11 protein-coding genes and 1 pseudogene are annotated in these 13802 nt (G+C 74.0%); 11 read left to right on the forward strand and 1 reads right to left on the reverse strand.

Annotated elements, in window-relative coordinates; all coding sequences use genetic code 11:
- Positions 1–27 precede the first annotated feature (27 nt).
- The 6 genes and pseudogenes from ACIQFX_RS07510 (at position 28) to ACIQFX_RS07535 (ending at position 7653) form a co-directional block, all read left to right on the forward strand.
- Positions 28–1245 carry a PucR family transcriptional regulator gene (locus tag ACIQFX_RS07510; protein WP_402459781.1) on the forward strand — a complete coding sequence of 406 codons (1218 nt, stop codon included), beginning with the start codon at positions 28–30 and terminating at the stop codon, positions 1243–1245.
- Positions 1246–1492: 247 nt separating this feature from the next.
- Positions 1493–2875: a DUF5685 family protein gene (locus tag ACIQFX_RS07515; protein ID WP_402459782.1), complete on the forward strand. Its 1383-nt coding sequence runs from the start codon at positions 1493–1495 to the stop codon at positions 2873–2875.
- Positions 2876–3021: 146 nt separating this feature from the next.
- Positions 3022–3174 (forward strand): hypothetical protein, encoded by a 153-nt coding sequence (locus ACIQFX_RS07520; protein ID WP_402459784.1) that lies wholly within the window; start codon positions 3022–3024, stop codon positions 3172–3174.
- Positions 3175–3337: 163 nt separating this feature from the next.
- Positions 3338–4038: pseudogene (locus ACIQFX_RS07525) on the forward strand (MASE1 domain-containing protein).
- 447 nt (positions 4039–4485) lie between these two features.
- A complete protein-coding gene (locus ACIQFX_RS07530; RefSeq protein ID WP_402459785.1) occupies positions 4486–6150 on the forward strand; it encodes an alpha/beta hydrolase in 1665 nt (554 codons plus the stop codon).
- A gap of 291 nt (positions 6151–6441) precedes the next feature.
- On the forward strand, positions 6442–7653 hold the full coding sequence (locus ACIQFX_RS07535) for a glycosyltransferase (protein ID WP_402460672.1): 1212 nt from the start codon (positions 6442–6444) through the stop codon (positions 7651–7653).
- 296 nt (positions 7654–7949) lie between these two features.
- Here the strand turns inward: ACIQFX_RS07535 and ACIQFX_RS07540 are convergent, their stop codons facing one another.
- Positions 7950–9452 (reverse strand): SulP family inorganic anion transporter, encoded by a 1503-nt coding sequence (locus tag ACIQFX_RS07540; RefSeq protein ID WP_402459787.1) that lies wholly within the window; start codon positions 9450–9452, stop codon positions 7950–7952.
- Positions 9453–9715: 263 nt separating this feature from the next.
- On the opposite strand from ACIQFX_RS07540, the gene ACIQFX_RS07545 reads away from it, so the two are divergent.
- From ACIQFX_RS07545 to ACIQFX_RS07565, 5 genes are all read left to right on the forward strand, one after another.
- On the forward strand, positions 9716–10660 hold the full coding sequence (locus tag ACIQFX_RS07545; protein ID WP_402459789.1) for a hypothetical protein: 945 nt from the start codon (positions 9716–9718) through the stop codon (positions 10658–10660).
- Between the two features lie 249 nt (positions 10661–10909).
- Positions 10910–11053 carry a hypothetical protein gene (locus tag ACIQFX_RS07550; protein ID WP_402459791.1) on the forward strand — a complete coding sequence of 48 codons (144 nt, stop codon included), beginning with the start codon at positions 10910–10912 and terminating at the stop codon, positions 11051–11053.
- 365 nt (positions 11054–11418) lie between these two features.
- Entirely contained in the window at positions 11419–12072 is a 654-nt protein-coding gene (locus tag ACIQFX_RS07555; protein WP_402459793.1) for a hypothetical protein, read from the forward strand.
- A 108-nt stretch (positions 12073–12180) separates the two neighbouring features.
- On the forward strand, positions 12181–12405 hold the full coding sequence (locus ACIQFX_RS07560; protein ID WP_402460674.1) for a ferredoxin: 225 nt from the start codon (positions 12181–12183) through the stop codon (positions 12403–12405).
- Positions 12362–13786 carry an NAD(P)/FAD-dependent oxidoreductase gene (locus tag ACIQFX_RS07565; RefSeq protein WP_402459795.1) on the forward strand — a complete coding sequence of 475 codons (1425 nt, stop codon included), beginning with the start codon at positions 12362–12364 and terminating at the stop codon, positions 13784–13786. Before ACIQFX_RS07560 ends, ACIQFX_RS07565 begins: the two co-directional genes overlap by 44 nt.
- The last annotated feature ends 16 nt before the right edge of the window (positions 13787–13802 follow it).

The raw sequence follows: 13802 nt of genomic DNA on the forward strand, positions 1-13802 counted from the left end.
TGGCGATCTGCACCGTACGATGAGTGCATGCCGTGGCCCACGCCTTCGCCCCGCGTGCGGGAACTGATCCGCCGGGGCGCCGAGATCGCACTCAACCCCTCGGACGACTGGCTCGCCGAGCTGGACGCGGCCACCCTGGCCGGCGGGGCCAGACGGCAGATCGCCGACGATCCCGTGCTCGCCGCGGGAACGCGCCGGACCAACCGCTCCAACCTGCTGTTCTGGGCGGCCTCCAACGTCCGAGCGCCCGGCGAGCCCGTCCCCGCCAACGACACCGAGGCACCCCTGGCCGTCGCCCGGGACATGATCCGGCGCGGCCTGGACGAGTCCGCCCTGGACGCCTACCGCGTCGGCGAAAGCGTCGCCGTACGCATGTGGACGCAGATCGCCTGCTCGCTCACCAGCGATCCGCAGGAGCTGTCCGAACTCCTCGACGTGTCCCTGCGCTCCATCGCCGCCTTCGTCGACGACACGGTGGGCGCGATCTCCGCCCGGATGCGCGCCGAGCGGGACGAACTCACCCGCGGCACCCACGCCGAGCGCAGGGAGACCGTCGCCCTGCTGCTCGAAGGGGCGCCGATCACCCGGGAGCGCGCCGAGAGCCTGCTGGGCCACCGGCTGCACGCGACGCACACCGCCGCGATCGTGTGGACCGTCGCCCCCGACACCGACCTGGGCCGGCTCGACCGGGTCGCCGACGCGCTCGCCGAGGCCGCCGGGCAGCTGCGCCCCCTGAGCGTCATCGCCGGCGCCGCCACCCGCTGGCTGTGGGTGCACGGCGCACCCGACGGCGACCGGGTGCGCGCCGCGCTGGACGAGCTGCCCGACGTGCGGGTCGCGATCGGCTCCACCGCGCCGGGCGTCGACGGCTTCCGCCGCAGCCACCTCGACGCCCTGACCACCCAGCAGATGCTCACGCGTCTCACCTCGCCCGCACGGCTGGCCTTCCACCACGAGGTCGAACTCGTCGCCCTGCTCACCGCCGACCCCGAACGCGCCGACCGGTTCGTCAGCCGCACCCTCGGCGAACTGGAGACCGCGCCGCCCGAGATCACCGAGACGCTGCGCGTCTTCATCGCCGAGCAGTGCAACGCCACCCGGGCCGCCGCCCGCCTCTTCACCCACCGCAACACCCTGCTCCGCCGTCTCGCCCGCGCCGACCAACTCCTCCCGCGCCCCCTCGCCGAGCACACGATCGAGGTCGGCACCGCCCTCAAGGTCCTCCAGTGGCGCGGACCCCTCTGACGCCACCGGCCCTCTCTGACGCCAGCGGACCCCTCTGACGCCACCGACCCCCCTGACACGACCGGACACCCTTGACGCCACCGGACACCCGACGTGCTCGTCTCCGGAGACGCTCCCAGCAGGGCACCCTCTAGGATGTCGGCCGCGCGTCGATGTCACGTGCGGTCGTGCCCATGTGCCGTCGCGCGCCCGCGGGCCGTCCGGCCGGACGCGCGCGGGGTAGCGGTTTCTACGGGGGAGAGCATCGGTGTTCGGAATCATCAGGCCGTGCCGCCATCGCCTGGGCGAGGGCCTGCGCAGCGAGTGGATGGCGCATCTCTGCGGGCTGTGTCTGGCACTGCGCAGCGAGTACGGGCAGTTCGCGAGGGTGGCCACCAACTACGACGGCCTGATCGTCTCCGTGCTGACCGAAGCGCAGTCGGAGCGCACCGGGGACTGGCGCCGGGGTGCCGGTCCGTGCCCGCTGCGCGGGATGCGGTCGGCGGACGTCGCCCAGGGCGAGGGCGCGCGGCTGGCGGCGACCGTGTCGCTGGTCCTCGCCGCGGCGAAGATACGTGACCACGTGGCCGACGGCGACGGCCTGGTCGGCCGCCGCCCGGTGGCGCTGGCGGCACGCAGGATCGCCCACGGCTGGGACCGTGCGGGCGCCGCGGGCGGCGACCGGCTCGGCTTCGACACCGCGGTGCTGCTCGAAGCGGTCGGGCGCCAGCCGGAGATCGAACGGTCCACCGGGCCCGGTGGTTCGCTCCTGACGGTCACCGAGCCCACGGAGACGGCGACCGCCGCCGCCTTCGCGTACACCGCGGTGCTCACGGACCGCCCGGGCAACACCGAACCGCTCACGGAGGCCGGCCGCCTGTTCGGCCGGCTGGCGCACCTCCTCGACGCGGTCGAGGACCTGGACGCGGACGCGGCGTCCGGCGCGTGGAACCCGATCACCGTGACCGGCGCGGACCGCGCCGAGGTGCGCCGCCTGTGCGACGACGCCGTCCACGGGATCCGGCTCGCCCTGTCCGACGCCGATTTCGTCGACGCCCGGCTGGTACGCGCCCTCCTCGGCGTCGAGTTGGAGCGTGCCGTCGACCGGGTCTTCGACCCCCGCCACCGCGACCACCAGCACCGCCGCCAGGCACGGGTCCCGCGCATGCTGCCCTGGCTGGGACGCCGTACGGCGACGGAGACGCCCTCGGAGACCGGCACGGGCACGGCGTGCGGCGTCGGGGCGCTCACGGGCACGGCCCCGGAGGGCGGGGCCACGGCCTCCGGCCGACCGGAGGGTCAGTGCCGGCGGTGTCACGAGTGGGGCCGGCTCTGCGGAGACTGCAGGCTCTGCTACAACTGCTGCCGCTGCGACGACGACGGCGGAGACGACGGCGAGCCCTTCCAGTTCGGCGACGGCAACCGCGACGGCGGTTCGAGCCGGGACGGCTCCGGCCGGGACGGCTCCCGCGGCGACGGCTGGTCCGGCGGCCAGGGCGGCGGCAACTCGGGCGGCGGCTCGTCCGGTGGTTCGGGCGGTGGGAACGGCTTCGGCGGTTCCGGCGGTTCCGGCGGCGGATCGGGCGACGGCTGCGGCGGTGGCGGTGGCTGCTGCAACCCGTGCAAGTGCTGTTGCGATTGCTGCGACTGAGTGATTGGGCGACTACGTGACTGGGCGACTCAGCGACTCAGCGACCGAGCGACCGAGCGACTCGATGACTGAGCGCCCGAGTGGCTGAGTGGTCGCGCTAGGGACGCGCCGGGTGGCTCGCCGTCCACGGAGGTGCGGGCCGCCCGGTGCCGTCTCAGCGGGTGTCGTCCCGTGGTCGGGCCGGGCCGGCTTCTACCGTCCTGGCCTCCGCCGTCGTCAAAGTGGCCGACCTGACGGGACACCGCGACGACGCCGCGGTCCTCGTCGTCCGCTACGACGGCCCGCAGGAGCCCGCCTGACCGGGGTGAGCGCCGCCGGGGTCGCCGGTGGCCGGACGGCCGAGGTCGCAGGGTCACTGCACCCCGACGGACGGGGAAGTCGGCATCAGGGCCGAGGGGGCTCCGGCTGCCGCTCTCGGGACGCCCGGGTCGCCGGTGGCCGGATCCGGGGGAGACTGCTGTCGTGCGCAGCGCAGAGGTGGGTCGTCACGGGGCCCTCGCTCTGCGCGCCCTCGCCGTCGCCGCCGTCTACTACGGGGCCGCGCAGATCGGCCTCCTCCAGCGGGTGGTACGCGACCAGGTCACCCCGCTGTGGCCGCCGACCGGCGTCGCGCTGGCCGCGCTGCTCATGATGGGGCTTCGCGTCTGGCCGGGCATCGCGCTGGGCGCGTTCCTCGTGGACGTGTTCCTCGGGCCGTCGCCGGTCGCGGTCCTGGCCATCACCCCGCGGGCAACACCCTGGCGCCGGTATGCGCCTGTCTGATGCTGCGCAGGGCCGGCTTCAGGAACGAGCTGGACCGCCTGCGGGACGTCCTGGCCCTGGTCTTCCTCGTCTCGCCGTTCCTCATCTGGGCGGCCCTGCGCTTCCGGCTGGCCGACGCCACACCGTGCGCGCTCGCCGTGTCGAAGCTGGCCATCCTCGCGGCCGACGGCGACAGCGGTCCGTTCGTCGGCGACGACGTCTTCGCCGCGATGGTCACCCTCCAGGCCTTCAACGGCACGACCGCCCTGACGGCCCTCCTCCTCGCGGCCGTCATCACCGAGCGCGACCGGACGCACGAGGAGATCAAACGGGTCTGCGACCGGCTGGCCGAGATGGTCGGCCGGATGGAGCCGGGACCCGAGTCGTACGAGTTCCGGCCCGAGGACCGTCCGCGGCCGTGACACCCGACGGCGCACATCCGCCGTCGGGGCGGCCGGTCGGACTGGCCTGACCGTCGGACCGTGACCGTCGGGACCGGCCGACCGGCGAGACCCACCTGACCGGCCCGGTCGGCGCGACCAGTCCGCCCGGTCGGCCCAGTCGGACCGGTCCGCCCTGTCCGGAGCCATGACGAACCCCGGTAGCGAGGGAAGCCGGCTTCGGTGCTTCGGTGCTTCGGTGCTTCGGTGCTTCGGCGCCTCCGGGCTTCCGGGCTTCCGGGCTTCCGGGCCTCCGCGCCTCCGGGCCTCCGCGCCTCCGGGCCTCCGCGCCTCCGGGCCTCCGCGCCTCAGGGTTGGGTCCTCCTTTGGGCGTAGGTGATGCCGTCCTTCGGAGGGATTCGGTCAAGTCCCTTATGAGCAAGGGTTCTTGGGACCGACCGTCCACCTCACGCGAGGACCCCCATCACCGTGCGAAGCAGACGAACAGCACCCGTCGTGGCCCTCGGCGCCGTCGCGGCGCTCCTCCCAGCTCTCACCCCCGCCGTGGCCTCGGCGGCAGAGCAGGCACCCCGGACCGCCGCCGCAGCTGCCACCGCGACCACCGACACCGCCACGCCTTCCGCCGGCGCGCTCGCGCGCTACGAGCGGCAGGAGCTGCGCTGGAGTCCCTGCGACGGGGGAGGGCCGGCGGAGTACGAGTGCGCGACGATCGAGGTGCCCCTCGACTACGCCCGTCCGAACGGTCGTACGCTCGACCTCGCCGTGTCCCGGACGAAGGCGACCAGCGCCCGCGACCGGCGCGGTGTGCTGCTCCTGAACCCCGGCGGGCCCGGCGGATCGGGGCTCGACATGCCGGTCTGGCTGGCGCCGATGCTGTCGGACGACGTGAAGAAGCGGTACGACCTGATCGGCTTCGACCCCCGGGGCGTCGGCCGGAGCGCCCCGGTGAGCTGCGGGCTGAACGACGACGAGCGGGCGTGGCAGCGCCCGTACAAGGCGGCGGCGTTCCGGAAGGACGTCCAGTGGGCGCGGACCGTCGCGGAGAAGTGCCGGGCGCGGAACGGCGCCGTCCTGCCGCACATGACCACCCGCAACACGGCACGGGACACGGACGTCATCCGTGCCGTGCTCGGCGAGAAGAAGATCTCGTACCTCGGCTATTCCTACGGAACGTATCTCGGAGCCGTCTACACGCAGATGTTCCCGAAGCGCGCCGACCGGTTCGTGCTCGACAGCGCGGTCGACCCGGAGCGGATCTGGCGCGGCATGATCCGTATGTGGGCCGAGGGGGCGGAACCGGCGTTCACGCGCTGGACGGCCTGGGCCGCCGAGCGGAACGCGACGTACGGGCTCGGCACCACACCGGCCGAGGTCGGTGCGGCGTTCTGGGCGCTGGTCGCCCAGGCGGAGCGCGAGCCGATCGTGCTCGACGGCGTCGCCCTGTCGGGAGACGACGTCCGGCTCGGGGCGCGGGCGCTGTTCTTCGACGTCGCGTACGCCTCCGAGGCGGTCGTCCGGCTGAAGGCCGCCGCCGAGGGCCTGACCCCGTCGCCGGCGCGCAGCGGCACGCCGCTCGCCCCCGTACCGCCCCGCTTCGCCCGCGCCGCCTACGAACCGTCCGGCGCGCCCGCCGTCCCGGCGGACAACATGGACGCGGCCTTCTGGTCCGTGGTGTGCGCCGACACCCGCGCGTGGCCGCGTGACCCGGAGCGCTACCGGCGCGACGCCATCCGCGACAAGGCCAGGTACCCGCTGTACGGGGACTTCGCGTCGAGCATCAAGCCGTGCGCGTTCTGGCAGCACGGGTCCGAGCCCACCACCGAGGTGAACAACTCCGTCCCCGCACTCGTCCTGCAGAACGAGTGGGACTCCCAAACGCCCCTGGCCAGTGGCCAGGGACTGCACCGGGTCATGAAGGGGTCCCGGATGGTCACCGTCCTCGGCGGCCAGGGCCACGGCGTCTACGGACTGGGATCCTGCGCCGACACGACCGCCACCGCCTACCTGGTCACGGGCCGCCTACCCGCCACCGACCTCACCTGCGAGACCCCGCCCGAGCAGGCCGGCCGCTCCACCCCGCTCCCACTGCCGACCGTCCCGCAACGCCTCCCGATCGGCCAGGACCGCTTCTGACGGCGCCCCTCTCCGACCCTCGGGGCGGGGCCCCGTGAGACGGGGCCCCGCCGCCTGAGGCCGACGGGCGGGGGGGGGCCCCCCGGGGCCCCCGGGGGCGGGCCCCCCCCCCCCCCGGGGGGGGGGGGCCCCGCCGGGGGGGGGGGCGGGGGGGCCGCCCCCCCCGGGGGGCCCCGGGGGGCCCCCCACCGCCCGAAGCCGTGTGGCGGACGTCCCACCGTGCGGATGGGGAAGGTCTTCCGGTGGTGTGGCGGCCGGGTGGGGCAGACTGGCGGCGTGCGCATCGTGATGATGACGGCGGGTTCGCGCGGCGACGTCGCGCCGTACACAGGTCTGGGCGCCGGTCTCGTACGGGCCGGGCACGAGGTGACGTTGGCGACGCACGCGGTGTTCGAGCCGCTGGTGGCGGGGTCGGGGGTGCGGTTCCGTGCGCTGCCCGTCGACCCCCGTGCCGAGCTGCACTCCGCGCGGGGCCGACGGCTGCACGACGCGAGGACCGGTGCGGGCAAGCTCGTACGGCTGGCGCGCATGGCCCGGGGCGCGGTCGACGAGATGACGGCGGCCCTGGTTGAGGTGGCGCGGGAGGGCGAGGTCCTGCTGGTCGGCGCGTCACTGGGGCCGCTCGGCCACGCCCTCGCCGAGGGCCTGTCGGTACCCGCCCTGGGGCTGCACCTCCAACCGCTGCATCCGACCGCGGAGTTCGCCGCTCCGGTCCTGGGAGCGCGGTCCCTGGGAGCGGTGGGGAACCGGCTGAGCGGACGGTTCGTCATGGCATCGGTGGAGCTGATGTTCTCCGACGCCGTACGGTCGCTGCGACGGCACGGACTCGCGACGGCGGACCGGTCCCGCGGACGTCGCCGGGCGCGGACGGTGCTGCACGGGTACAGCGGGCTCGTCGTCCCCCGCCCCCGGGACTGGGCCGCCGATCTCGAGGTGTCCGGGTACTGGTGGCCGCACGAGACCGGGAAGTTGTCCGCGGAGCTGGAGGACTTCCTCGCCGCCGGGCCCCCACCGGTCTTCGTCGGCCTGGGCAGCGCCACCGTCCCCGATCCCGAGCGGGTCAGCCGCGAGATCGTCACCGCGCTGCGCGCGGCGCAGGTGCGCGGAATCGTCCAGCGGGGCTGGGCGGGACTGGATGCCCGCGGCGACGACATCCTGACCGTCGACGAGGTGCCGCACTCCCTGCTGTTCCCCCGGACCGCCGCCGTCGTCCACCACGCGGGAGCGGGCACGACCGGCGCCGTCCTGCGGGCCGGGGTGCCCTCCGTTCCGGTGCCGGTCCAGTTCGACGCGGCGTTCTGGGCGTCCCGACTGACCGCGCTGGGCACCGCTCCCGGGGTGGTGCCGCTGCGCCGTCTCACCTCCGAGGCCCTGGCCGGTGCCCTGTGCCGGGCGACGGCGGACGACTCCCACCGCACGCGTGCCCGCGCGCTGGCCGACCGCCTGGCCGCGGAGGACGGGGTCGCGCCGGTGCTCGCCGCGCTCGGCCGGCTGTCGGGCTGACTCGCCGGCCGGGCCGGTGGGCTGAACGCCGCCCGCCGGCCCGGCGGCTACCGGGGTTCTACGACGCGCTGCGCGGCCGGCCCGGCGGCTGGGCCGACCTGATCCAGACCCGGGCCGACGGCACGGTCCCGCGCGCCCTCGCGCCGGGCCACGGCATCGAAGGCCGGGACACGGCATCGAAGCCGGCGCGCTGCCCTCGGGCGTGGTGAACGACTGCATCAACCGCGTCCGGACCAAGTACGCCACCTCCACCCTGACCGTGACGCCCTTCGCGAACCGGTGTGGTGGTCGGCGTGTCAGCCCGCCGCGGCGAGCTCGCCGCTGAGGGAGCCGTGGAGCCGGGCGCTGGGGCCGTTGAGGCCCGTGATCTCGACGGTCTTGCCGCGCTGGGCGTAGCGGTGCTCGATCGCGTCGAGCACCGCCACCGAGGAGGCGTCCCAGATGTGGGCAGCGGAGAGGTCGATGACGATCCTGTCCGGGTCCCCGGCGTAGTCGAAGCGGCCGACGAGCTCGTTGGAGGAGGCGAAGAACAGCTGGCCCGTGACGGCGTAGACGACCTGGCCGCCGTCGGGGTCGGTGACCGCGGTGACGTCCGCGAGCCGGGCGACGCGCCGGGCGAAGACGACCATCGCGGTGACGGACCCGGTGACCACACCGACGGCGAGGTTGTGGGTCGCGACGACGCACACCACGGTGACGGCCATGACGGCGGTCTCGCCCACCGGCATCCGCTTCAGCGTCCCGGGCGCGACGGAGTGCCAGTCGAAGGTCGCGAAGCAGACCATCACCATCACGGCGACCAGGGCGGCCATCGGGATGTCGGAGACGACCGGCCCGAAGACGATGCACAGCACCATCAGGAACACGCCCGCGAGGAAGGTGGACAGGCGGGTCCGCGCGCCGGAGACCTTCACGTTGATCATGGTCTGGCCGATCATGGCGCAGCCGCCCATGCCACCGAAGAAGCCGGTGACGATGTTCGCGATGCCCTGACCGACGGCCTCACGGGTCTTCGACGAGCGGGTGTCGGTGATCTCGTCGACGAGCTGCGCCGTCATCAGTGACTCCATCAGCCCGACGAGCGTCATGGCGAAGGCGTACGGGGCGACCGTGGTCAGGGTGTCGAGCGTGAAGGGCACGTCCGGCAGACCGGGCACGGGCAGCGAGGACGGCAGCGCCCCCTTGTCGCCGACGGTCGGCACGCTGATCCCCGCGGCGACGGTGATCACCGTCAGGATCACGATCGACACCAGCGGAGCCGGTACGGCCTCGGTGATCCTCGGGAACAGGACCATGAGCGTCAGCCCGGCCCCGAAGAGGGGGTACACGGCCCACGGCACGTCCGTCAGCTGCGGCACCTGGGCCATGAACACCAGGATCGCGAGGGAATTGACGAAGCCGACCATCACCGAGCGCGGGATGAACCGCATCAGCTTTCCCACGCCCAGCGCGCCCAGCACGATCTGCATCACCCCGGCCAGGACGACCGCGGCCACGAGGTACCCGAACCCGTGCTGCCGGTTGAGCGGCGCGATGACCAGGGCCACCGCCCCGGTGGCTGCGGAGATCATCGCCGGGCGGCCGCCGACGACGGCGATCGTGACGGCCATCGTGAACGACGCGAACAGGCCGATCGCCGGATCCACGCCCGCGATGATCGAGAAGGAGATGGCCTCCGGTATCAGTGCCAGCGCGACCACCAGCCCGGCGAGCACCTCGGTACGCAGTACCTTCGGCGACAGCCAGGACGGGCGGCTGAAGCGCAGCCGGGCGGGTACGGAAACGGCGGAGTCGTGCAAGGGAGACAGACCTGTCGGGCGGGCACACCGCCGGCGGACAGGCGAGCGTACGGGGGAAGGGGAACGGAACGACCCTCCACGGTACCGGCGCTCCGCCCGGGCGGATCACGGCCCCCTGGGGCACCCGGCACCCCGCCCACGGCTCCGCGCGGCGCCCGGCACCCCCATTCCGGGGGCCTCCCGGCTGCCCCGACCCGCCCCGCCCAGTCCCGGTCCCGGTCCCAGTCCCGGTCCGGGACTATGCGCAGCCGCCTAACAACAGCATGACAGCGACCGTTCCGCCCCTGTTACGCGCCGGGCCGCAGGTCGGGCAGGAGACCGCCGTCGGTGTCGGCTTCGGCCCCGCCGTGGCCACCGGCACCTTCGGCCGCCCCGTCCTCCAGGGCGCCTGGTCGTCCACCGAGTGGCGAGGCACCCAGGTGGGCGGCGACGCCGGTACGTCCGGCAGCTACTCGAACAGCATGAAGGGCGGCTTCACCGAGTCCGACGGCACCTTCACGGTGACCGGCGCCGGCGACATCGCCCCCGTGGTGGGCGGCCCGGCCATGGGACCCGCGTACTCCCTGGAGAACTTCCTCGTCGGCGGCTTCGCCGGGCTGATCGTGGTGATCGCCGTCAGCACGGTGTTCGTCACCGGCGAGTACCGGCGCGGCCTCATCCGTACGACCTTCACCGCGCACCCGGCCCGCGGCCGCGTCCTCACGGCCAAGGCCCTGACGGCGGCCGCCACGGCCTTCGCCGCCGGTCTCGCCGCCGCCGCCCTGGTCATTCCGCTCGGCGAACAAGGCGCCGGGGGCCGAGGATTCCGCGTCTTCCCCGTCGACACCTCGACCGATCTCCGCGTCACCGGCGGCACCGCCCTCCTCTTCGCCGCCACCGCAGTCCTCGCGCTCTCCCTGGGCGCCCTCCTGCGCCGCGCCGCCATCACCGTCGCCGCCGTCGTCGTCTCCATGGTCCTGCCGTACCTGCTCGCCACCTCTGCGGTCCTCCCCGCCGGCGCCTCCGAACGGCTCCTCCGGGTCACCCCGGCCGCGGGCTTCGCCATCCAGCAGACACTCCCCCCGCGGTACGCCCAGGTCCTCACCGTGTACGAGCCCTCCACCGGCCACCCCCCACTCGCCCCCTGGACCGGCCTCACCGTCCTGTGCGCCTACGCCGCACTCACCTTCGCCCTGGCGCTCACACGCCTCCGCAGGAGCGACGCATGAAGCACACCCTCCACGCCGAGTGGACGAAGCTCCGCACCGGCGCCGGCACGCTCCCTCCGCTCCTCCTCGCCCTCCTGCTCACCGTCGCGACCGGCGCCGCCACCACCGCAACCGTCACCTGCCCCGCCCCCGGCTGCGGCGAGGACCCCGTCCGCCTCTCCCTCACCGGCATCGTCGTCGGCCAGGCCGTCGTCGCCCAAGTCGTCAACGACCCCGACCTGCAACGCCACCTCCAACAGATCTCCCCCCATGTCCGCCGGCCTCGCCGTCCAATCCCCCACCGACCTCGACCACCTCCCCATCAGCCCCTGGCACGGCCTCGCCGTCCTCGCCGCCTGGACGGCCTCCGCCCTCCTCACCGGCGGCCTCCTCCTGCACCGTCGCGATGCCTAGACCGCTTCTTGGGGGCACCTAGCATGGGGCGATGCGGAGTTTCGTGCGCGGTTCGGCCACGTGGGGCGTGGAGCGCCCGATGCGGCCCAGCCGGGTGGCCCGGCCGCTGAGCAACCGCTCTCCTCTCCCGTCTCCCCACGTCTTCTCGCGTCTCCCCTGAGCTCCGGCTCGATCGCCGGCACCCGGCACCCGGCACCTGGCACCTGGCACCTGGCACCTGGCACCCGGCACCCGGACCCTCACCCGGCACCCCTGCCGGGGCCTGTATGGCGCACTGAGGTCTTCCGCTCGGGTGATTCCGGTGGCGCGCGGCCCGCGAGGGCGGGTGTCTGGACGGAGGAAGCGCAGCCGGAGAGCGGGAGAGCATGGAGCGGAAGCACGAGCGGCTCGCGACGCCCTGGGCCGCCGGGGTGGCGGGAGTGGTGTTCGCGGTCCTGACGGCGACGGCGATCGTCCTGGTACGCGTGGCCTTGCCGAGCGGCGCCGAAGGGGCGGGGGTGACCTTGGACGCGGGGGAGCGGAGCGCCGTGCGGACGGCGCTGGAGCTGGTCCCGTTCGCGGGGATCGCGTTCCTCTGGTTCATGGGCGCCCTGCGCGAGCAGGGGGGCGCGCGCGAGGACAAGTTCGTCTCCACGGTGTTCCTCGGCAGCGGCCTGGTCTTCGTGGCCACGCTGTTCGGCGCGGCGGCGGCCGCCTGGAGCGTGCTCGACGAGGGCGGACAGGACGGACAGGGCTCCGACTTCGGCCGCGACGTCGCCTACGCCCTGCTGACCACCTATGCCATGCGGATGGCAGCGGTGTTCGTCATCACCACGTCGACCATCGGCCGCCGGCTCGGCGTCCTGCCGCGCCCGCTCGTCGCCGTGGGCTACCTGGTCGGGCTGACGCTGCTGGTGGTGGGGGCGAACGTGCCCTGGTCGGAGCTGATCTTTCCGGCCTGGGTGCTGGCGATCAGCCTGAACAGCCTGTGGGGCCGGCGTGCGCGTTCCGCCGCGTCGCGGCCCGCCGCCTCGGCCTGATCAGGGCGCATCACTCGAACGGTCCGTTCCTCGTCGCTGTGTCCCCCCGCGGCAGACGAGAGTGGCGCAGGGGGCTTGACCGGGCCGTTGGAGAGGACCGATCCCGTGGTGAGCATTGCCGTCGATCTGAACCGCTGCCAGGGGTACGCGCAGTGCGCGTTCCTCGCGCCGGAGATCTTCACCATGCACGGCGACGAGGCGCTGCTGTACGACCCGGACGCCGACGAGGCGCAGCGCGACAAGCTGGCCCAGGCCGCCGCGGCCTGCCCCGTACAGGCGATCCTCGTCGATGCCGTGGACGAGCCGACCGAGGGGGTGTCCGGTGCTCGGTGACGGAGCCTTGGAGCAGCTCAAACGCGAGGGCCGCATCGTCGTCGTGGGCGCTTCCCTGGCAGGACTGCGGGCAGCCGAGACACTGCGCGCCAAGGGCTTCGCGGGGTCGTTGACCATGATCGGTGACGAGCCCTACGAACCGTACGACCGGCCCCCGCTGTCCAAGGGGCTGCTGCTGGGCAAGGCGCGTGCCGATCGGACCGCGCTGCCCCGGCTGCGATCCGTCGACGCGACCTGGCGGCTCGGTGTGCCCGCGACCGGCCTGGACATGGCCGCGAGGAGGGTGCGGCTGGCCGACGGAGACGAGGTGCCGTACGACCGGCTGCTGATCGCCACCGGTGTGCGGGCGCGGCCGTGGCCGCGCGAGGAGGAGGCGGAACTCGACGGCGTCTTCGTGCTGCGGACCCGCGACGACGGCGCCGCGCTCGCCCGGCGACTCGACGACGGACCCAAGCGGGTCCTCGTCATCGGGGGAGGGTTCGCCGGCTCGGAGGTCGCCGCCGCCTGCCGGGAACGCGGTCTCCCCGTCACCCTCACGGAACGGGGCGCCGCGCCCCTGGTCGGCGCACTCGGCGGCGTGGTCGCCGCGGTGGCCGCCGACCTCCAGCGCGAGCACGGCGTGGACCTGCGGTGCGGCGTCATGGTGACCGCGCTGGAGGGCGACGCCTCGGGGCGGGTGCGCGCCGCGCACCTGTCCGACGGCTCCACCGTGGAGACCGACGTGGTGGTCGTCTCGCTCGGTGCCCTCCGCAACACCGAATGGCTGAACGGTTCCGGGCTCGGGGCCGGCCCCCGCGGCATCGCCTGCGACGCCGGCTGCCGGGCCTTCGACATCCGCGGCATCGTCACCGACGACATCTACGCGGCGGGCGACGTCGCCCGCTGCCCCCACCCTCTGTTCGGCTACCAGTTCCTGTCGCTGGAGCACTGGGGCAACGCCGTCGCCCAGGCCGGGATCGCGGCGCACAACATGCTCAGCGAGAGCATCGACCGACTGCCGCACATGGACGTGCCGGCGTTCTGGTCCTCCCAGTTCGGCGTCAACATCAAGTCGGTCGGGGTGCCGTCGATGGCGACGGAGATCCTGATCTCGCAGGGCTCGCTGGAGAGCCGCCGGTTCATCGGCGTGTACGGGTACCAGGGACGGGTCATCGGTGCCGTCTCCTTCGACCACGGCCGGTGGCTGCCGTTCTACCAGGAGCTCATCGAGAGGACGGCGCCGTTCCCGCCGCAGTTCCCCACGGTCGACCGGCACGCGGACGGGCAACGGCCGCTGGACGCGGACTTCCCCGACCCGTCGGTCCCCAGCCACGGACCCACCGTGACCCTCAGCGGATACTCGCCGGCCGACCGCCGGATGACGTTCACCCCCGCGCACTGACCCGCACGGCCACAAG

The organism is Streptomyces sp. NPDC093089, assembly GCF_044754405.1.
Taxonomy (GTDB): Bacteria; Actinomycetota; Actinomycetes; order Streptomycetales; family Streptomycetaceae; genus Streptomyces.